Genomic DNA, 19,073 nt, shown 5'->3' on the forward strand with positions numbered 1-19,073 from the left:
AATGCGGCTGGACCGGCCCTGCTTCAACTGCCCGCCAAAATGGTATTCAGGCTCTTATCACAAAACCGGGAACGGATCTTCGAACTGCCCGCCGGTTTCCATGAGCCGGATTTCGCCTTCGGTGCACAGGCATTGTTGCAATTCTTGGAGAATTTGACCCGGGTCCAGATCCTGGCCAATTAAAACGAGCTCATTGACCCGGTCCCCGAACCTGCCCCACCGTGAATCGATCGTATCACGGTTTTCTGTATACGCCTGGTAGCGCAGGCGCTGGGCTGCCGACATGCTAGCCCACCAAACACCCGCCGACTCAGCCCTTACCGATCCGCCCGCCTGGCTCCAATTGAGTGCGTCGGCCGGGCGTGAAGCAATCCAGAATAACCCTTTGCTGCGGATAATGCCCGCAGGCCAGTTCTGCTGAATGTAGTTCCAGAAGCGTTTCGGATGCAGCGGCCGTGTATCCCGGAATACCATTGAGCTTATCCCATATTCTTCTGTTTCAGGAACATGGCGGCCGTGTTCAAGTTTATTCAGCTCCTGGATCCACCCGGCCGATTGCTCGGCCTTTTCGTAATTAAATAAACCGGTATTGACCACACGGCCGATTTCTACATTTGAAAACGAACTTTCTATCACTTTTGCCGCCGGATTTAATGCGGCCATAATGGCGCAAAGTTCCCTTAGCTGGTCGACAGACACAAGGTCGGCTTTGTTCAGGATGATTACGTCGGCAAATTCGATCTGGTCGGTGAGCAAATTGACGATCGTGCGCCTGTCGGACTCGTCATCGTTGAGCCTTCTGCTGAAAACAGTGTCGAGCGAGCCGAAATCCTTTGCAAAATTAAAAGCGTCCACGACTGTCACCATGCAGTCGATCGTGGCCCATCTCGACAAATCGATACCGCTCTGCTCATCCACGAATGAGAAAGTCTGGGCAATGGGGACGGGCTCAGAAATGCCCGTACTTTCGATCAGCAGATAATCGAAGCGATTCTCACGGGCAAGCTTTTCCACTTCGATCATCAGGTCTTCCCGCAGCGTACAGCATATGCATCCGTTGGACATTTCCACCAGTCGTTCCTCGGTTCGGCTTAGTGTATTTTGATCCTTCACCAATCGCGCATCGATATTTACCTCGCTCATATCATTGACGATCACAGCTACTTTCAGTCCCTGCTTATTATGCAGGACATGGTTGAGTAAAGTGGTTTTTCCCGCGCCCAAAAATCCGCTGAGCACCGTTACCGGCATCTTCTTTTGGTTCATAACTAAGATTTATATTTGCAACATAGTTGCAAATATAAACCAAAACCAATAAGTGCAACATTGATGCATCTAGTTTTTCATGTATTCTGTCCTTCGTTGCTAAACCTGCACGACTTCATTTATCGATCCAGACTTCGAATTGGCCAATGGGTACTTTGTCGTTGGCCAGGTAGCGGACCGGAACCCTGGCCTGAATTGCCTTTCTGCCAAGAATTTGGTCAAGCTGACTTTTCAGGGTTTCCGCAGTCTGATTTTCATTAGGATGAAAGTATTTAACTGCGTTGCCAAACTTCATCGAATTTCCAATATGTTGAATGGACGGCACGATCGCTCCTTTTGCGAGCAGCGCTGCTTTCAATGTATCCGAAACCTGGCTGCCCTTGCGGTCGTGGATGTAAACGATCAGGCCAAGAAAGGGTTTGGGCGGCTCTGCTACCACAACCGGTGCCGCAATCTCATGACCTGCCGAAATATGTGGTCTGGATGGATTGGCACCTCCCTTAGGTTTCTCCGGCTTTTTGGTGATCAACGAAACCCGCCAGGTATTCAATTGTTTGTTAAGATCCTGGATGCTGTCGTTCATTACTTTAAGCCTTTCTTCGGAAACTTTAAGTTGTTGGTTCGCGTGCTTCACCTGGATCATTAAGACGATGGTCGAGATAATGAAAACGACGGCCAATGCCAGCGCCAGTACGCTTTGCTTTTTGAGGGAGGTAATTTCCTGACTTAGGCGGCTTTGCGCGTGTTCAAATTCTTGAAGAGTGCCCATAGGATTTGGAGGGGATTATAAGAGCCGGAGTTTTTTGCGCATGGAATCATCGACCAGCTCGGGGTTTAATTCGGCTGTTACGTACCGCTGCTGATTTTTAAAACCAAAGATTCCAACACAACAGGAAGCAACACCGATGCCAGCGACCTTGATATCATTTTGAAAGAAAATGCCGTATGCGATAATGGCTAACCCAAGCGCGAAGAGCAGAGCCGAAAGCCAAATTTGTCCACGGTCCCAGAGTGAGCCGCCCGATATCAATTCTTTCCTTCCGGGTGTGATGACGCCTATTTTCCACCAGTCCTTGCTGTCGAGTTCCGAAAAGCCTTCCCTGGCAAACAACTCCCACCGGTCCTTATCCTCGCTGCTTTCTTTGACAATGCCTCGCCAGCTGATCAATGCCGTTGAAGTTTCCGGCGCGATTCGTCCGTCCTTGATCATGGTGTTGACCGCATGTTCGAATGCCTCCCGGATCGTGTAATCGGTTGAAGAGACGGCTTCATAAAAGTTTTCCGAAAAGTCTTTGGCAACGCCGTCATTGACCTTTCCCCGGGTAGCGATCACGGCCTTCACGTTTTTCTCAAACAGGAGGTTAACCTGATCGTGGGTCGCGCAGCCGTTCAAAAAAACCACTTTCAGGTTTTGCGCTTCACCGAGCAATCCGGCCAGTCCTTTGGCATAAGCGGAGCCATCTTTGAAAAGTAAGTGCTGCGAACCAGCGTGCCCGCTGAAATGAAAAAGGATGATCCGGTGCTTGAACGCGCGGATATCGTCGTCGATTTGCCTCGCATCCGCTGCGCCACGCGCCGGATACAATACATTAATGCTTTTTGGTGAAGCTGTTTGCTGATACTTTTCCCACGAATCGGTGATGGCCCGGTACTCGTCCTGTAAAAAATCCAGATAAGGATCGTTCGGATCTCCGCTTTGGGAAAAGTAGGACAACACTACTGGCGTGTTAATGGGGCTGCTGTTAGACGTACTGGCAGGCATACTGGTTACAGACTGATTTCTTCCTTTATAAATATAGTTTCAATTTGTTGTATTACTGCATGTTTGAAGAATGTCGCTCATTTTTAATCTCATAAGTGTTCAGCAATTCCTCTTCAAGGTGGCTAAGGAATACTGGCATACTCTCGCAGGAATATATACTCGAACGATCGGGTTTGGATAGAAACTGCTCACCCGCGAGTCCCGCATCTTGCTTGAAGGTGAAGATATGCCTGTTCTCCGACCGAATTCAGGCGGCTGAGCATACAGTCCACCTTTTTTGAAACTAACGTATATATCCGCAAAATGTCGGGCTATTTCCAGCGGGTCGACTTAACAGATAATGTCGTTGGTATTATACCTCGGGCAGATTTCTGCTATGCGTTGATGGAATTACCCATTGCCTTCGGTTGGAAGAAAGACGAATGTCATCAATCAATTTGTGCAAGATGACTGCATCGTCAAACGAAGGGGCTGAACTGGTTCCATGAAAAATGTCGTTAGCGATTCTGTTGTATATTTCTCTGACGTTAGTATGAGGTCCAAAGGGATTATCTGTATCAGCTATGTTGATCAGCGCTGGCTGCTGGCTTGACGAAGTATAATGGGTAATTTCAAACTCTGCCATTTGGGTGTGCCCGGTTTGGGCCGTAAGGACAATTTTACCCCTTGACCCTTCTATTTCCCAAATAAACGGATCGCCATATTCCGGATGACCACCCTGGAAATGAATTGAAAGCGGGGCATTGTTACTGAGGTTTGCAATTACCGAGATGAAATCGGGAGCGTCAGCATCTATAACCTTGCCGGTGTCAAGCGCTTTCACTTTTGGATATCGTGTGTGAACTACTGCGGACAAATGCTTGATATCTCCTAAGACATCGCAGGCTGCCGCAAGTGTATGAGCGAACGGAATTGTCAACAGATCAGCCCCACTCTGCTCTTTTCGTAAATATTCCTCATTTTTTGTATCGCTGATCGTATCCCCCCAGGGAGCTGCCCACCCCCGTATGCTGCTCGACAGGATAGAACCGATAAGATCATTGTTAATCAGATCGGCTACTCTACGCAAGGCCACAGAAACGCGGGCTTGCGTCCCTGCAACAGCAACCAGTGGCCTTCCACGTGCCATTACCGCTAATTCTTCTGCTTCTGCCAGGGTGCGCCCAAGTGGCCACTCGCAATAAACATGCTTTCCATGTGAAAGTATGGTCTTGACAGCATCGTAGTGTAGTGGAACCCGGACTGTCACCACAATCAAATCCACTTCATCCGATGAAGCCATTTCTTCAATGCTGCCAAAAGCCAATGGAACCCGGCAGGCTTCGGCGGCAGCGCGCGAACTCTCCGGACTAGAATTCACGACACCTACTATTTCATATTGGTCAGTCAATTGATCCAGAGCGGGCAGATGGGCAACGGCAGCCCAACTCCTGCCCGCTTGCAGGCCAACAATTCCAACCCTTATTTTTGAATGATTTTGCATTGTTCTTTTTGCTTGCAAAGTTGACATCAGTAAGGAAGGCAGGCAATAAGAGGGAAAATGTTCCTCCGGGGATAATTTTATCCCCTATATACCACTTCTGCATCTATGCTTACTTTTGTATATAGACAAAAAAGAAGATGTACGAAAAAAAGATACCCCTGCCGCTCGAATGTGGCCTGGCGATGACAAGAGAAATCCTGGGTGGAAAGTGGAAACCAAATTTATTGTTTGCTATATCGGAAGGCATCAACCGCCCAAGCCAATTACACCGTGCGATCCCACAGTCAACCAAACGGGTTTTAAATCTGCAGTTGAAGGAATTGGAAGAATTCGAAGTGATTGAAAAGAAAATCTATCATCAGCTACCGCCTAAGGTCGAATACCACCTTACCGAGCGCGGAGAAACATTGATGCCTCTTTTGAGACAGATGAACGAATGGGGAGACAAAAATCGCTCATTTATCAAGAACATCATTTTAAACCGAACAAAAGTACTGGATTAACCATTGGACTTAGCGCCCGGCCGGGAAGTATTCCCGACGCTAATATTGGAGAAGTAAGAATTGGCGAAATGTACCTGCCCTATCAACTTTTGTCCATTCTCTCCCATATTCCAGCCTGCCAATTTTGCATTCAGTTTAAGGGACGCGGTTCTATGCCGCTCCTGCCATCTTAACTCAATGCAAAATGAAAAGACAACAGAACCGCACGTTAGGTGCGTTCGAAAAAACGTTTTGGCTGCTGGACCAAATTGATTCCAAAGACTTCGCCCTGGCCGCAGACATCTCCGGAACACAGCCCGTTGAAAAATGGAGGAAGGCCATTGACACCGCGCAACAACGCCACCCGAACCTTTCTGCAAGGGTTGTGCTGGATGAATTATCCCGGCCCACATTGCAGCATGTAGAAAACCTACCTATTCCGCTCCGCGTGGTCCATGTGGAGCAGAATTACCGCTGGGAGCAGGAGGTTGAAAAGGAGCTTTCCGTAAGGTTTAATACGGGGGAAGGCCCGCTATTAAGGGTTGTTTTGGTTCAAAAAACAGATAGCACTATCCTGATCCTGGCTGCAAACCACACCGTGGCCGATGGCACATCATTAAGCTATTTAACCCGCGACATTTTGCTCGCCGTTACCGGAAACGAGCTTGGATTAATGGAGCCGCAGGTGTCGAATGACGAAACTCTCAACTTGCCGGAAGACCTGCCTGCACAGACGGTCGAAACAGTGCTCGAACTGAAAACCAAAACGGATGTGGTTAACCCATTGGTTTCGTCCCACCGCTTTTCTGAAAATTCAACCCATCATCTTCTTGAACGTGCCAGACGCGAAAATACAAGCGTTCATGGCGCAATTTGTGCAGCCGTATTAATGGCTTCCAGGAAAATGCGGCCGGAATGGGACGAGACCAGAATGGAATTGGTTTCCCCCATTTGTACCAGAGGTGCCCTCAATCTGGACGATAACTTCGGCCTGAACATTACCACGCAGTCCGTATTTTTCGAACAGCAGCGGCACTTATCCTTTTGGGATTTGGCCAGACTTGCCAAGGCCGGGCTCGGCGGGACCAATTCCGTTGAATATACGACAGGCTATTTGTCTTTTTTCCGGGACATTGTCTTCGGCCATAATGATATGCAGCAAATGCTGGATGCATTGAAACAGGCATTTAACCATCACATTATGGTCACTAACCTGGTCAGGGTCAGGTATAAAACTAATTTCGGACCGTTGAAGCTGGAAGCCCTGTATGGTCCGATGGTCCGGTCAGGGAAGGGAATGGAACAGACGATCGGCGCATTGACAACCAATGGTTCACTTTGCCTGACTAATACGAGCGATACGCCAATTCCTGGCCTGCTTGCGGAAATGGAGCAAATTCTGGAAAAAGCTTGTCAGGAAAATGTGGTTGCTAAGACTGAATGTTCTTTTCGATAAGTGTCCGCAAGCGCAGGTCATGCTGGTCGCCCCACTGCCCGATGGCACCGATGACGGGAATGAGTGACTTTCCGAAATCGGTGAGATAATACTCGACTTTGGGTGGGACAACGGGATAGATCACCTTTCCAACCAGCTCGTGGTTTTCAAGCTCTTTTAATTGCACGTTCAACACCCGGCGGGACGCTCCCGGAATTTTCCGTTGCAGCTCGCTGGGGCGTTGAAAACCTTCGTTGATAAACCACAAAAGCCGCATTTTCCATTTGCCATAAAGCACTTCACCAATCAGGTCGAGCCCGCAATTCAGGTCGGGCATTGTCTTTCTTTCGTACATACTGCAAATATAAACATATGCATTTGCCGGTTCAATAGGGATAAATTTATCCCTATCTGAATCGTAAGTCCGTACTTGTCAGCAATATGCATTGTGCTGAAATTTGTCCTAAACAAATCAACAAGGTCATGGACTTTAATTTTGAAAACGAACTGAAAGATAAAATCGCCCTGGTAACAGGCGGAAGCAAAGGAGCCGGGAAGGCCATCGCCGACCGTCTTTTGAAAGCGGGCGCAACGGTGATCATTACCGCTAGAAACAAGCCGGAGGACGAAAACAACGGCACTCATTTTATAGCCGCAGATTTAAGCAAGCCGGACGGGACCCAGAAGGTGGTCAACGAAATACTTGAAAAATTCGGCCACCTGGACATCCTGATCAATAATATGGGTGGCTCCGAAACGCCGGGCGGTGGTTTTGCGGTGCTTTCCGACAGTGATTGGGAAGGATCTTTTCAAACCAATCTGCTAGCGCCCGTGCGACTGGACCGCGGCTTTTTGCCCGGCATGATCGAGCGCCACGAAGGCGTAATTATTCACATCGCATCCATCCAGGCGAAATTACCCCTATATGACTCCACATTGCCCTACGCGGCAGCGAAAGCAGCTTTGGCCAATTATAGTAAAAGCTTATCGAATGAAGTTGCACCGAAAGGCGTCCGCGTGCTCACCGTGTCGCCGGGCTGGATTATGACCGATGCATCGACCAGGATGATGGAACGTATCGCCAAAAGTTCAGGTGGCACTGCGGAAGAAGCCGCAAACAGTGTAATGGATGCATTAGGCGGCATTCCATTCGGCAGAGCGGCTTGGCCCGAAGAAGTGGCTGAGCTCGTGGGCTTCCTTGTTTCACCCCGGGCGGCGTACCTGACCGGTAGTGAATATGTGATCGACGGTGGCACAATTCCTACGATTTAAGCAAGCATTTACAATTTCATTTCAATACAAAAACCAATTTTTAATTAACATAAACATTCATGATTATGAAACTTCCTGAAAATATAGAAGGCTTTATTAAAGCGCAAAACGAATCGGACAGCACAGCATTTGCCAGTTACTTTACAGAGCACGCAACCGTTTCCGATGAAGGATCGTCCTATTTGGGTAGAGAGGAAATTAAAGAGTGGATACAAGCGGCGACTGAAAAGTATAACATGCAGTTGACGCCCGTTGATTTTACGCAAACCGGCTCAAAAGGAAAACTTACCGTAGAAGTAAGCGGCACATTTCCAGGCAGTCCGGCCGTGATGAATTATCACCTTGAACTGGATGGTTCTTCTATTGGTTCGTTGAAGATTACGGATTAATAGTTTAGTATTCCAATTCGCAGGAATGCGTTGAGGCGATCCGAAATGCCTTCCTGCGAATCTTTTACAGCTCAAATATTGAAAGCATTTATGATCAGAAAATTGGGGTTCAAATTGTCAATGGCAGCTTTTTTCATACTGTTTTACTCAACTTTTACTTTTGCACAAAAGTTAGATTACTCCCTTCGAAAAGATCCTTCTCAACGGATACAAATTGCACCTGAAAGTGTTTTCAAAAGTTTCCGCGAGGCTGGCATGAAGCCGGTTAACCATACATTGACACCAACTGAAAAAGAGAAAGTAAATCATGCTTTTACACTATTGCCGCCACTGCATCAGCGCATTTTGAAACAACACCTGCAAAGCATCAGCTTCATGGATAACATGCCGAACACGGCATTAACCTCACCGGTTGACAAATCTGGTGCAACGAAAATGTTCAACATTACCTTTCGGGCCAGCTTATTGGACGAGGACATATCTCAGTGGGCAACATGGAAAGAAAATACCTGTTTCAAGCAGGAGGCAGACTCCAATTATAGCGTGCGCGTAGAAGGAGGCAAGATGGACGGGATCATTTATGTGCTGTTGCACGAGGCCACGCACATCGTCGACCTAGTGACCGGAATTACCCCGCATCCCGAGGATGCAAATGCAATCGTGGAACCCACGCCTTTTACAAAAGACATTTGGCGACTGATGAATAAGCCTGCCGATCCATACATTGATTCTCTGCTGGAACAAACCCGTTTCCGAAGCGGAAAACCAGTACCGATCAGCCTGGCGCCTGATGTTTATAGCCAGCTCTCGAAAACGCCGTTTCCTTCTTTATATGCAATGGCGGCGTGGTCCGAGGATATCGCCGAGCTCGCCACCATTTACCACCTCACCAATAAGTTAAATCAGCCATTTTATATCGTGTTTACCAAAAATAATGTGGAGCTGGCGCGGTTTGAACCCATGAAAAATGCGCTGGTCAGCCAGCGATTGGATCAACTTTCGACTTTCTACAAGCCATAATTTCACCTGTCGGGAAAAATGTACAAGGCGCATTGCCTTTTATCCATTCTTCCGGGCCGTTTTACCTGCCACCTTTGTAATGTCAAAACACAGCGACAATCTGCTAACGGTTAGCAGATTAACTTAGAAATTCAAACTTACTACTCAGATGAAAACCATTGCCTTGACCATCGCATTCCTATTCACTTTTATCCAAAGCCAATTCCTTTTCGCACAAACACGCAAGCCCGCATCACTGGGACGAGAAGAATACATTGAAGTTGAGAAAAATGTAAAGCTGCACGTGATCGACCTCGGCGAAGGCCAGCCCGTCGTGCTCATCCACGGATGGCCGCTGAACAATGAGATGTACGAATATCAATACCAATATCTGGTGGAGAAAGGGTTCAGGGTCATCGGTATTTCCCTTCGAGGTTTTGGGAAATCAGACAGACCTTACGGAAAATATGACTTCGACACTTTCTCCGATGACATCAAAGTGGTTCTTGAAAAACTGAAAATCGAAAACGCAACGTTAGGCGGATTCTCAATGGGAAGCGCAGTAACCCTTCACTTTGTAACGAAATATAATGGTGCGCATATCAAGAAGTTGGTCGTATTCGGTGCAACAGGACCATCATGGAAACAACGTGAAGGCCATCCTTACGGCATCACGGATCAAGGCGCAGCGGATCTTATCAAACAAACCAAAACCAATCGGGAGCAACTCATAGCAGGCTTTGGAAAAGCATTTGAAGGCCAGGAAGGCGGACTTTCACCGGAATCAATCAAATGGTTGGAAAGCATCAACCTGAATGCATCACCTTACGCTACTACTCAGGCTATTACAGCATTAGGTAACCTGGATCTTCGTCCTGTGCTTGGGAAAATCAAAATGCCGGTTGCGATATTCCATGGTGTGAATGACAAATTGTGTGACTTCGCTCAGGCCGAACAACTCAACAAAGCCATCAAAGGTTCTTATATCGTGAAATTTGAGAAAGCCGGACACGGGTTGTTTTTGGAAGAAATGGATAAATTCAACTCCGAACTAGAAAAATTTGCCAGAAACTAATTAAACGATTTCACCTGTGAAGCAAATCATCGCTTCACAGGTTTTTATCTATTTTAAACAATAAGAATCCTGCAATCTAAAAAGCGTATACAGCCATGAGTACAACCGTTTTCAACAACAATTTAAAGACGTTGGGATTGCTGCATGTGAGTCAGGAGCAAACGGATGCGATCAATGGGCCTGCCTACAAGGAATACATCAAAATCCTGTATCTGCCCGCCGGCTATAAGTTGAGGGTGGATTTTGCCTGTTACGAGACGCAGCAACCCACACTGTTTTTTATCAGTCCCAATCAATTTCTTCAATTAGAAGCAGCTGGCGAGGAAAGCGGTTATTTCATCTTCTACAACCGTGATTTTTACTGCATTCAGATTCATGATCAGGAGGTTGCGTGTGATGGACTGCTGTTTAATAACATCAGGAATATGCCCAAAGTGGAGCTGGCGGAGGCCGAAAACGCTTTCCTCGGAGGTTTATTCAAGGAAGTGATCCAGGAATTCAATCTCAACGACAGTTCGCTGGAAGAAATGGTCAGGACGTATCTCAAACAATTGCTTATTCGCGCCACGCGCTCATGGAAAAAGCAACATTTGACCCACGATGTGACTGATCAGCAAAGTGATCTGGAATTTTTTCGCAAATTCACCCGGCTCGTGGAAGAGCATTATAAATCCAAACACACCGTCGCCGATTACGCGGATTTCCTATGCATGGCGCCCAAAACCATCACACATAAATTCAACCGCCTGCGGCTGCCGCAGCCTAATGAGGTGATTAAAAACCGCATTATCCTGGAAGCGAAACGCCTGCTGGCGCATACTTCCCTCACAGCAAAGGAAATCGCCTACAATCTTGGTTACGACGACCCGGCCTATTTCAGCAGGCTATTTATGACCAAGACAGGCGAATCGCCGTCCAGTTTCCGGGCCAGCTTTTTGGGGACACAACTCCTTTGAAAGAAATCGCCGAAGTCTGTATCCAGATGAAAGACGCATCAAACGGGTACGTAAGTAGATTGCTGAACAGAAGCGAATCCTTCGGTTTGGGCGGCAGATAATCGGCGGTAAGAATCGGCAACTTGGAGATGGCTTTTGATCAATCCCATTCGTCCTTATCTGCCGCAGCATGGTCGGGGTAGCCTCCCTTCGCTTCCTGCGAACTTTCCCCATGCAGCTTCGCGTAACGAGACGGACTGCTTCCGTACAGTTTCTGAAATGACACACGAAAGTTCTTCGGGTCTTCGATACCGACCAGGAATGCCACCTCCGAAATGCGCATATGCGGGCTTTTCAACAGCTGCGCCGCGCGTTTCAGGCGAATGTCTTTGATGAACTCGATCACCGACTGGCCCGTCAGGCTTTTAATCCGCCGGTAAAATACCGACTGACTCATGGCCATTTGGCTCACCAGCGCCTGTACATTAAATTCCGGGTTAGTGAGATTCGTCTCGACGATCTTCATGGCCTTTTCCAGGAAAAGCCGCTCCTCGTCGGGTATCGCGATGCTAGCGGGTTGAAGCAGGATCTGACGCTGGTAGAAGTCCCTCGAAATGTCCCGGTTCCGGAGCAACGTGCGGATTTTGGCCGATAGCAACTGCACATTGAACGGCTTGGCAACATAGTCGTCGGCACCGGTACTCAGCCCTTCCAGTTCCTGCACGGCGGCGGCCCGGGCAGTCAGGAGCACAACAGGAATGTGGGCGGTTTTGGGATTGTGTTTGATTTTTTCGCAAAGCAGCAAACCATTCAGTCCGGGCATCATGATATCGCTGAGTACGAGGTCGGGCTGCAAATCCTCCATCAGTTCCCAGGCCGAGGCTCCGTCGCCGACTAGCGTGACCTGGTAATGTCCCTGAAAAACCCCTTTCAGATATTCCGCGAGGTCCTCATTGTCTTCTACGATCAGCAGCTTCCCGCCCTGCCCTGCCATTGACGCAGGCCCTCCCGCTATGTCCGGTTCCTGACGGGCATTTAGCGGCTCGGCAGGCCGCTCATGGGCGATTTCGGCGTCGGTAAGGTGTGCACTTCCAAAGGGCAGTTTCACGGTGAATGCTGAACCTTTGCCCACCTCACTGAGGACGGTAACTTCGCCATGGTGTGCCTGCACGAGTTCTTTGACGAGCGCCAGGCCGATTCCCGTTCCGACCATATCCGGCCCCGTATGGGCGGCCTGGTAGTAGGGATCAAAAATCTTATCCAACTCGCCGCCTGCAATTCCCGAACCAGAGTCCGAAACGGTCATTTCCAGATAATTATCTACGATCTCCCTCCCGCTCCACACCGCATCCCTTTCCGGCTGTCCATATAAGGAAACCTGCAACTTCACCCTGCCGTTGGGCGGCGTATATTTGAATGCGTTGGATAGCAGGTTAGTCAGAATGATTTCCAGTTTATGGGGGTCAAAAAACAGGGACACCGGGTGGTCGGGTACCTCAAAAACATAATCTATACTGCATTCACGGGCCTTGGCGGCGAAAATCTGGTAAATCTCCGTAATAAACCCGGTCGCTTCCTGCTCGCTGGCCGCCAGGCTCACATAACCGGATTCCGCCTTCTTGAAACTGAGCAGCTGATTGACCAAATCCAATAGTTTGCGGGTTTGGCGGTGCATGAGCGTCACTTTTTCTTTCATGGACTCAGAGCCGCTCATGGATGCGATAAACTCCTCCATCGGTCCCAGGATGAGGGTCAATGGCGTTCGGAACTCGTGGGAAACGCTGGTAAAGAACTGCGTCCGCATTGCTGCGATTTCCTTTTCCTTCTCAACCTGCAATTGCTGTATTTCCAGTTTGTTCTTCAACTTGATCCGGCTGGTGGCAACCCACTTGTAAAGCAACAGCGCCCCAACGGCCATCACCAGGTAAATACCATATGCCCACCACGATAGGTACCAGGGCGGAAGAATCCGGATCCTCAATGTAGCCGGCTCTGCCGACCAGACGCCGTCGCCATTGCTGGCCCTTACCTTAAATACATATTCCCCCGCCGGCAAATTGGCAAAGCTTACAATCCGCTGGTTGGTGGGCAGGTACACCCAATCGCTATGAAAATTTTCGAGCATGAATGCATACCGTTGCTTTTCCGGTGTGAGGTAGCTCAGCCCTACGAATCCAATGGAAAATTCATTCTCAGACGCCCTGATCTCCGCACCTTCCGGACTGTTGAATGGCCGCCGCACCATGGAAGTACCCATTTGCTCTCCGCACCCGGTACCTTTGTTCAGAACGCTCAGGCCTGTAATCCTCACAACCGGAGGAGTCGGATTAGATGCGATATCCTCAGGGTCGAAGAAAGTGACGCCGTTGGTCCCGCCGAAATACATCGTGCGGTCCTTTGCATTAAACGCGGAGCCGATTTTGAACGAATTGCTTTGCAGCCCGTCCCCTACCCGGTAATGCCACACGCCACGACTGGCGGGATTGAATTTGTAAAGACCGTCCGACCCAAGCCATAAATTCCCCTCACTGTCCTTCAAAATACTCTCGATGTCGTTAGCCGCTACTTGTCCGTCGTAACGCTCGACCACTGTTTTGCCGCCCTTTCGCCGAATACAATGCAGGCCTCCACCGATGGTCCCGACCCATACCGAACCATCCTGATCTCTGAGCAATGGCCAGGCATAGTTGACTTTGAGGCTGTTGCCATTTCCCGGCTCGTGCTTGAAATGCGCCAGGATCACGAGTTTGTTCCCGTCGAGCCGGAGCTGCAACACGCCCGCATTCCTTGTGCTAACCCAGATCACGTCCGAACCAGGCTCGCAGATCACGTAGCTGCATTCATCAGTGGGTATGAGGCTATTATTTTTATTGAAATTGGCAATGAGCACGCCATCGGAATTGTATAGGAATAATCCTGCACCGACGCCCGACGCCCACACGCGATGCTTCGCGTCTTCCGCCAGCCGTTCGATGCTCACATAAGAGGATGGGTAAGGGTCCGTTTTGAGTGTACGGATAATTTTAAAACCATTCTGGCGATCGACCAGGTGCAGACCTGCATACCGAGTGCTGACCCAGGCATAACGGTCGGTAATCAATATGGCCGATACATCCACGCCGCTGGTGCTCCCGCCCGCCGAGCGGTGCATCAGATTTTGGTATTTGGCAGTCGCCGGATCATAAATGGAAAGTCCATTACGCGTACCGAGCCAGATAAGCCCCGAATATTCGTCTTTCGCAATGGCATTGACATAGTTATTGGCGAGCGAGGTAACACCCTTCTGCCGGTACAGGTGCCCGAAAGGCTTCGGGTTCAGATGAAGCCGGTTGAGCCCGCCCGACGATGCCGCCAGCCAGAGATTGCCGAACGAGTCCTGCGCGACCTGGTGCACGCGCGACGAGTTGATACTGCCCACAGCATTTTCATCCGGCAAAAAAACCTTAAAATCGGTGGCCGAAAGGGACTGCAGATCGTCGGGAACATGCCGGAGCATCACCAAACCGAAGTTGGTCCCGATCCACAGGCGGCGGTAAGAATCGCTGGAAATGCATTGAATGCCATGAAAATTGTAAGGCATACGCTCGAAGGTAATCGCATGGCCCGTTCTCTTGCATTGGTATAGATACTGGTCGGAGGCGATCCAGACGCGCCCGGACTCATCCTGGTAAGTGGCGCGGATGTCCGGTTCGGAAAGCGTGGCTACCGCTACCGCACTCCTTGCGCCGGGCGCCAGCACCCAAAGGCCCCTGCCCATTGTGCCGATCCAGATATGCCCGGACGTGTCGGGCAGCACGTTCAATGCATCGTATGCGCGCGCGGACGTGAGCGGAATTTGCGAGACAGCCGCAATGCGGCGGGAATCGTCGAAGCAAATCTTTACCACACCAAAATCGGCCGTGGCCACCCAAAGGTTGCCGATCCGGTCGCTGGCTATGGAGCGAATGCTGGTTTGGCAAACCAACCGACGGTAGCTGGCTCCCACCTGGTCCGAAAACGCTTCCTGAATGCTGACAAACTCATCTTTATCCGCCTGATAAAAGTAAATGCCCGAACCTTCGGTACCCGCCCAAATCCTGCCCGCCCCATCCACATGCATGACCTGTACCCGGTTGGCGGACGTGCCCGCCGCATTCACGGCCGGAAGGTTATACGTGCTCAGCTGGTAGCCATCGTACCGGTTGATTCCATTGTTGGTCCCTACCCACACAAATCCCTGCCTGTCTTGGGTAACCGCCATGGCGTCGCTGTGCGCCAGTCCGTCGTTGACCGTCAGGTGATCGAACTTGAAATTTTCCGTTGCACGCTGCGCATTTACAGCCGCCCATGCGGCCATAAAAACCATCAGCCAGGCGCCCCGCCGCGCCACCTTAGCTATCATATTACTTCTTTCCATTCCAAGAAATATACCAGGGTATCCGTCTGAAAACCGTGTTAGGCCTAAGACACTACTAATTGTACTTTGCTAACAGAATATTTACACGCATTTTGAAAAACACCCTGTAATTGACGAAAAATACCCTCTCGCTACGCCACACAGAACCTAAATTTGAACTATTCTTATGATTAGTTGTGACTTCCTGGCGTAGGGACACAAATTGTCTAAAAGCAAGAATTGCTCCGTAACACAAAGTTAACAGCAATCGAAAAAGATGGAACCTTGCCACCAATTTAAAAAGTGTAAATATGACAAGAAACAAGCCCTATCCTCACACCCAGCCTCAAAACGCCTCACATTAAACCCATCTCCATGATGAAAAAAAAGCTACCTGATCTGCGCAGGTTTTTGTCCTGCGCCCTTTTCATTTTCCTCTTAACCGCCGCTGTCGCTTACGCGCAGACCGTCTCGGTTTCCGGCAAAGTCCGCGACGCCCAGGGCCCACTGCCCGGTGTCAGCATTTTGGCGAAGGCTACCTCCACCGGGACCATTTCCGACGCCAACGGCGACTACAAGCTAAATGTAGCCCCCGACGCTATCCTGGTTTTTACTTTTATCGGTTATGAACCTGCCGAGATCAATCTAGCGGAGCGCCAGGCGGCTTCAAAGGGCACGCTTAGCCTCGACGTCACGCTGAACAGCCAGAGCAGCAATCTGGAAGAAGTAGTAGTGGTAGGTTTTGGTACCCAGAAAAAGGTCAACCTGACCGGCGCCGTAGCCACCCTGGATGCGAAGGCGATCGAAAACCGCCCCGTCCGCAATGCGACGCAGGCATTGCAAGGCCTTGTAACGGGCTTGAACATCTCGCAAAACAACGGCTCGCTGGAAAGCAACCCGAGCATCAACATCCGTGGCACCGGAACCATCGGAAACTCATCGTCGAGCCCGCTGATAATGGTGGACGGGATGGAAGGCTCGCTCAATGCGATTAACCCCCAGGATATCGAAAGCATTTCGGTATTGAAGGATGCCGCCGCTGCTGCCGTGTACGGCTCTCGGGCTGCATTCGGGGTGATTTTGGTGACGACCAAAAGAGGAAAGTCCGGCAAACTGTCGATCAACTACAACAATAGCCTGCGATCGACGACGCCCGTGCTGATGCCGAAAATGATGGATTCCTACACTTTCGCATTGTACTTCAACGACGCGGGCCAGAACGGCGGCAGCGCGCCCCACTTCAATGCCGAGCATTTGCAGCGCATCAAAGACTATCAGAATGGCATCATTAGCACTACCACCATTCCAAGCCCTACCAACCCGTCGGTTTGGGCGGATGGCTATGCTTCCGGTAATGCCAATGTGGACTGGTACGAGGCCATGTTCCGCAAACGCACGCTCTCGCAAGAGCACAATTTCAGCCTGAGCGGCGGAAATGACAAAACGCAGGTTTATCTCTCGGGTAACTACATGGGACAGCAAGGACTCATGCGCTTCAACCAGGATGATTTTACCCGTTACGGCGCCACCGCGAAAATCAACACCAAACTAACCGATGAGCTGTCGGTAAATTACTCGACGCGTTTTATCCGCGAAGATTATAACCGTCCTTCCCAGCTAACCAACGGTTTCTATGACAACCTGGGACGTCAGGGTTGGCCGACATTGCCGCTTTACGACCCGAATGGCAACCTGTTCAGCTCGCCTTCGCCGGCGTTGGGAATGGACAAAGGCGGTAAAGACCGCAACCAGACCGATTTTCTTTATCAGCAACTCCAACTGGTGCTCGAACCGGTGAAAGGATGGAAAACTTTCGGGGAGATCAATTACCGCACCCGCAACGACTTCCGTCACTGGGATGTGCAGCGTACTTACAACTACGATGTGGCCGGTAACCCGATGTTGTACAGCCGCAATTCGGAGGTGTATGAGTATGCCAACAAGGAAAACTATTTCAATGCCAACCTGTATTCGGAGTACAATCTGACATTGGGCCAAAAGCATTTCTTCAAGGTAATGGGCGGCTTCCAGACCGAGCTCACCAAGTTCCGCAACCTGAGCGCCACCCGCAACGGCATTATGGTGCCTGAATTACCGACGATCAACACGACCAACGGAACCGATGCGAATGGACTCGTGGTAGCCCCTGCCGTAAGCGGCGCTTACCACCGCTGGGCAACAGCCGGCTTTTTCGGACGCCTTAACTATGATTACGACGGCAAATACCTCATCGAAGGAAACCTGCGCTACGACGGCTCGTCGCGATACCGTGCTGCGCAACGCTGGACGCTTTTCCCGTCCGTATCCGTGGGATGGAATGTGGGGCGCGAAAGCTTCTTTGCCGACAACATTTCGATTGTCAACAACCTGAAATTCAGGGGATCATATGGCCAGCTGGGCAACCAGAAAGCCGCGGATGGATCGACAGACTTCTATCCTACCTACGTGACGCAGCCCATCGGTACCGCCAATGGCGCCTGGCTGATCGGCGGTGCACGCCCGAATACGGCAGGCGCTCCCGGCCTGATCAGCTCGACACTGACCTGGGAAACGATCAAAAGCTACGACCTGGGGCTTGATTTTGGCCTGCTGGGCAACCGCCTGACCGGATCATTCGACTGGTTTTCGCGAAAAACAGTCAATATGGTCGGCCCTGCACCTACATTGCCGGACATTCTCGGAACCGCTGTTCCCAATACCAACAATACCGACTTGAAAACCAACGGCTGGGAATTTGAGATCGCCTGGAATGACCGCCTGAAAAATGACCTGGGCTACAATGTGCGTTTCCTGCTTTCGGATTACCAAACCACCATTACGAGATACCCCAACCCTACCAACGACCTGGCCAGGTACCGCGAAGGACAAAAAATGAACGATATCTGGGGATACCAGACCGTCGGCATTGCGCGGTCCCAGGAAGAAATGGACCGACACCTGGCCAGCCTGCCTAACGGTGGTCAAAGTGCATTCGGCTCGCAATGGGCGGCGGGAGATATCATGTATGCCGACCTGAATGGCGACGGCGTGATCAATGAAGGTGCCAACACCCTGGCTAACCCCGGCGACAAGCGTCTGATCGGTAACAGTACGCCCCGCTACACATTCGGCGTGGACATCAACCTTGACTGGAAAGGCTTCGATTTCCGGGGCTTCGTACAAGGTGTGATGAAACGCGATTTCTGGCAGGGAAGCTACTTCTTCTGGGGCGCAACCAGCAACATCTGGTTCTCGACGGGCCTGGTGGAGCACGAAGACTACTACCGTGCCGATCCTAACCACCCGCTGGGTGCCAATGTGGACTCTTATTATCCACGCCCCATTTTCGGCAGCGGCAAAAACCAGCAGACCCAAACCGGCTATTTGCAGGACGCTTCATACATCCGTCTGAAAAACATTCAGCTCGGTTATACCCTACCATCGTCGCTCACCAAAAAGCTGGCGATCCAGAAGCTCCGTTTCTACATCTCGGGCGAAAACGTACTCACAGGAACGAAAACAGCCAAAATGTTTGACCCGGAAACCATCGACGGAGGCTCAGGCGGAAGTGTTTATCCATTGTCGAAAGTATACGCCGCGGGTCTTAGTTTAACCTTCTAA

The 19,073-nt window shown here is 50.2% G+C and carries 14 protein-coding genes; 8 read left to right on the forward strand and 6 right to left on the reverse strand.

The features are described 5' to 3' along the window. Window positions 1-57: 57 nt before the first annotated feature. The 4 genes from ACTJJJ_RS06265 to ACTJJJ_RS06280 all read right to left on the reverse strand — a co-directional run bounded on the left by ACTJJJ_RS06265 (window position 58) and on the right by ACTJJJ_RS06280 (window position 4,511). The gene (locus ACTJJJ_RS06265; protein ID WP_426294407.1) at window positions 58-1,266 is read right to left on the reverse strand and encodes a GTP-binding protein; all 1,209 of its coding nucleotides are present in this window, start codon (window positions 1,264-1,266) and stop codon (window positions 58-60) included. A gap of 115 nt (window positions 1,267-1,381) precedes the next feature. After that, on the reverse strand, window positions 1,382-2,035 hold the full coding sequence (locus ACTJJJ_RS06270; RefSeq protein WP_426294406.1) for a hypothetical protein: 654 nt from the start codon (window positions 2,033-2,035) through the stop codon (window positions 1,382-1,384). Between the two features lie 15 nt (window positions 2,036-2,050). Next, the gene (locus ACTJJJ_RS06275) at window positions 2,051-3,028 is read right to left on the reverse strand and encodes a CHAT domain-containing protein (protein WP_188929548.1); all 978 of its coding nucleotides are present in this window, start codon (window positions 3,026-3,028) and stop codon (window positions 2,051-2,053) included. Between the two features lie 352 nt (window positions 3,029-3,380). Then, window positions 3,381-4,511, reverse strand: a complete 1,131-nt coding sequence (locus ACTJJJ_RS06280; RefSeq protein WP_440701673.1) for a Gfo/Idh/MocA family protein — start codon at window positions 4,509-4,511, stop codon at window positions 3,381-3,383. Window positions 4,512-4,648: 137 nt separating this feature from the next. Here ACTJJJ_RS06280 and ACTJJJ_RS06285 point away from each other — a divergent pair, with 137 nt between their 5' ends. Together ACTJJJ_RS06285 and ACTJJJ_RS06290 are read left to right on the forward strand one after the other, a co-directional pair. After that, the gene (locus ACTJJJ_RS06285; RefSeq protein ID WP_188929544.1) at window positions 4,649-5,014 is read left to right on the forward strand and encodes a winged helix-turn-helix transcriptional regulator; all 366 of its coding nucleotides are present in this window, start codon (window positions 4,649-4,651) and stop codon (window positions 5,012-5,014) included. A gap of 184 nt (window positions 5,015-5,198) precedes the next feature. Next, window positions 5,199-6,449, forward strand: coding sequence for a phthiocerol/phthiodiolone dimycocerosyl transferase family protein (locus ACTJJJ_RS06290; protein WP_426294404.1), 1,251 nt, complete (start codon window positions 5,199-5,201; stop codon window positions 6,447-6,449). Here ACTJJJ_RS06290 and ACTJJJ_RS06295 read toward each other — a convergent pair. Beyond that, window positions 6,424-6,783, reverse strand: a complete 360-nt coding sequence (locus ACTJJJ_RS06295) for a winged helix-turn-helix transcriptional regulator (RefSeq protein WP_426294403.1) — start codon at window positions 6,781-6,783, stop codon at window positions 6,424-6,426. The genes ACTJJJ_RS06290 and ACTJJJ_RS06295 overlap by 26 nt on opposite strands. 128 nt (window positions 6,784-6,911) lie before the next feature. On the opposite strand from ACTJJJ_RS06295, the gene ACTJJJ_RS06300 reads away from it, so the two are divergent. From ACTJJJ_RS06300 to ACTJJJ_RS06320, 5 genes are all read left to right on the forward strand, one after another. Then, window positions 6,912-7,700: an SDR family oxidoreductase gene (locus ACTJJJ_RS06300; protein WP_426294402.1), complete on the forward strand. Its 789-nt coding sequence runs from the start codon at window positions 6,912-6,914 to the stop codon at window positions 7,698-7,700. A 65-nt stretch (window positions 7,701-7,765) separates the two neighbouring features. Beyond that, window positions 7,766-8,089 (forward strand): nuclear transport factor 2 family protein, encoded by a 324-nt coding sequence (locus ACTJJJ_RS06305; RefSeq protein ID WP_426294401.1) that lies wholly within the window; start codon window positions 7,766-7,768, stop codon window positions 8,087-8,089. A gap of 90 nt (window positions 8,090-8,179) precedes the next feature. Beyond that, window positions 8,180-9,109, forward strand: a complete 930-nt coding sequence (locus tag ACTJJJ_RS06310) for a hypothetical protein (protein WP_440701674.1) — start codon at window positions 8,180-8,182, stop codon at window positions 9,107-9,109. A gap of 148 nt (window positions 9,110-9,257) precedes the next feature. Beyond that, window positions 9,258-10,163, forward strand: a complete 906-nt coding sequence (locus tag ACTJJJ_RS06315; protein ID WP_188929535.1) for an alpha/beta fold hydrolase — start codon at window positions 9,258-9,260, stop codon at window positions 10,161-10,163. A 95-nt stretch (window positions 10,164-10,258) separates the two neighbouring features. Then, window positions 10,259-11,119, forward strand: coding sequence for a helix-turn-helix domain-containing protein (locus ACTJJJ_RS06320; RefSeq protein WP_426294399.1), 861 nt, complete (start codon window positions 10,259-10,261; stop codon window positions 11,117-11,119). 139 nt (window positions 11,120-11,258) lie between these two features. On the opposite strand, the gene ACTJJJ_RS06325 is transcribed toward ACTJJJ_RS06320, so the two are convergent. Then, window positions 11,259-15,494, reverse strand: coding sequence for a two-component regulator propeller domain-containing protein (locus tag ACTJJJ_RS06325; RefSeq protein WP_440701675.1), 4,236 nt, complete (start codon window positions 15,492-15,494; stop codon window positions 11,259-11,261). Between the two features lie 354 nt (window positions 15,495-15,848). On the opposite strand from ACTJJJ_RS06325, the gene ACTJJJ_RS06330 reads away from it, so the two are divergent. Further along, complete coding sequence (locus ACTJJJ_RS06330; RefSeq protein WP_426294397.1) at window positions 15,849-19,073, forward strand: SusC/RagA family TonB-linked outer membrane protein; 3,225 nt, start codon at window positions 15,849-15,851, stop codon at window positions 19,071-19,073.

The sequence above is a fragment of the Dyadobacter sp. 22481 genome (assembly GCF_052044875.1).
Classification (GTDB): domain Bacteria; phylum Bacteroidota; class Bacteroidia; order Cytophagales; family Spirosomataceae; genus Dyadobacter; species Dyadobacter endophyticus.

What these genes read in the sequence shown, in the direction of transcription:
- ACTJJJ_RS06285 (WP_188929544.1), top strand. Translation starts at nt 4,649, where the DNA reads ATGTACGAAAAAAAGATACCCCTGCCGCTCGAATGTGGCCTGGCGATG.
- ACTJJJ_RS06330 (WP_426294397.1), top strand. Translation starts at nt 15,849, where the DNA reads ATGATGAAAAAAAAGCTACCTGATCTGCGCAGGTTTTTGTCCTGCGCC.
- ACTJJJ_RS06265 (WP_426294407.1), bottom strand. Translation starts at nt 1,266, where the DNA reads ATGAACCAAAAGAAGATGCCGGTAACGGTGCTCAGCGGATTTTTGGGC.
- ACTJJJ_RS06270 (WP_426294406.1), bottom strand. Translation starts at nt 2,035, where the DNA reads ATGGGCACTCTTCAAGAATTTGAACACGCGCAAAGCCGCCTAAGTCAG.
- ACTJJJ_RS06290 (WP_426294404.1), top strand. Translation starts at nt 5,199, where the DNA reads ATGAAAAGACAACAGAACCGCACGTTAGGTGCGTTCGAAAAAACGTTT.
- ACTJJJ_RS06310 (WP_440701674.1), top strand. Translation starts at nt 8,180, where the DNA reads ATGATCAGAAAATTGGGGTTCAAATTGTCAATGGCAGCTTTTTTCATA.
- ACTJJJ_RS06300 (WP_426294402.1), top strand. Translation starts at nt 6,912, where the DNA reads ATGGACTTTAATTTTGAAAACGAACTGAAAGATAAAATCGCCCTGGTA.
- ACTJJJ_RS06275 (WP_188929548.1), bottom strand. Translation starts at nt 3,028, where the DNA reads ATGCCTGCCAGTACGTCTAACAGCAGCCCCATTAACACGCCAGTAGTG.
- ACTJJJ_RS06280 (WP_440701673.1), bottom strand. Translation starts at nt 4,511, where the DNA reads ATGCAAAATCATTCAAAAATAAGGGTTGGAATTGTTGGCCTGCAAGCG.
- ACTJJJ_RS06315 (WP_188929535.1), top strand. Translation starts at nt 9,258, where the DNA reads ATGAAAACCATTGCCTTGACCATCGCATTCCTATTCACTTTTATCCAA.
- ACTJJJ_RS06325 (WP_440701675.1), bottom strand. Translation starts at nt 15,494, where the DNA reads ATGGAAAGAAGTAATATGATAGCTAAGGTGGCGCGGCGGGGCGCCTGG.
- ACTJJJ_RS06320 (WP_426294399.1), top strand. Translation starts at nt 10,259, where the DNA reads ATGAGTACAACCGTTTTCAACAACAATTTAAAGACGTTGGGATTGCTG.
- ACTJJJ_RS06305 (WP_426294401.1), top strand. Translation starts at nt 7,766, where the DNA reads ATGAAACTTCCTGAAAATATAGAAGGCTTTATTAAAGCGCAAAACGAA.
- ACTJJJ_RS06295 (WP_426294403.1), bottom strand. Translation starts at nt 6,783, where the DNA reads ATGTACGAAAGAAAGACAATGCCCGACCTGAATTGCGGGCTCGACCTG.